The sequence below is a fragment of the Pseudomonas fluorescens genome (assembly GCF_902497995.1).
Lineage (GTDB): Bacteria > Pseudomonadota > Gammaproteobacteria > Pseudomonadales > Pseudomonadaceae > Aquipseudomonas > Aquipseudomonas fluorescens_BK.
Genome location: NZ_CABVII010000079.1, coordinates 1 through 507, shown reverse-complemented (window position 1 = coordinate 507; position 507 = coordinate 1). Strand labels below are relative to the sequence as shown.

Genomic DNA, 507 nt, shown 5'->3' with positions numbered 1-507 from the left:
CAGCAGTGAAGTGCGGTTTGCCGAAGCGGACGTGGACCTGTACCCGGCGTTGGTGCAAGCGCGGCCGGAGGAGCTGAAGTTTCTTGCCGAACTGATGGCGCAAAAGCGCAGTGCCGCGATTGATGCCAGTGTGCGTGAGCCGTTGAAACTGGCCATTGAATTGCAGCGCATGGGCGGTGATAGCTTTATGAACCTGGCCCGAGGCCATGGCGTGGGCTATCGCCAGATTGCCGAAGATGTGGCGCAACGCCTGGGTATCAAATTCGATCAACCACTTGAGCACGTGGCGCTTGCCGAGATCGAAGGGCAGGTCGCAGAAACACTGATCGAGCAGTACAAGGACAAACTCAGCCGCGCTGATCGCCAGGCGTTCGAGGCCGAGCTCAAGGCGGCGGCACAAAAAGAGCAGGGGTTGTTCAACCGCTTGGATGTGGGCCGTTCGGCTACCGCAGCCTTGAGCGGCACGGCGTTGGCCAGGCTGACCGGGTTTATCCTGCGGCGCGGTGC

At 60.9% G+C, this 507-nt stretch carries 1 pseudogene; it reads left to right on the top strand.

Annotated elements, in window-relative coordinates:
* A pseudogene (locus tag F8N80_RS31000) lies at positions 1–507 on the top strand (DUF726 domain-containing protein); the annotation flags it as partial.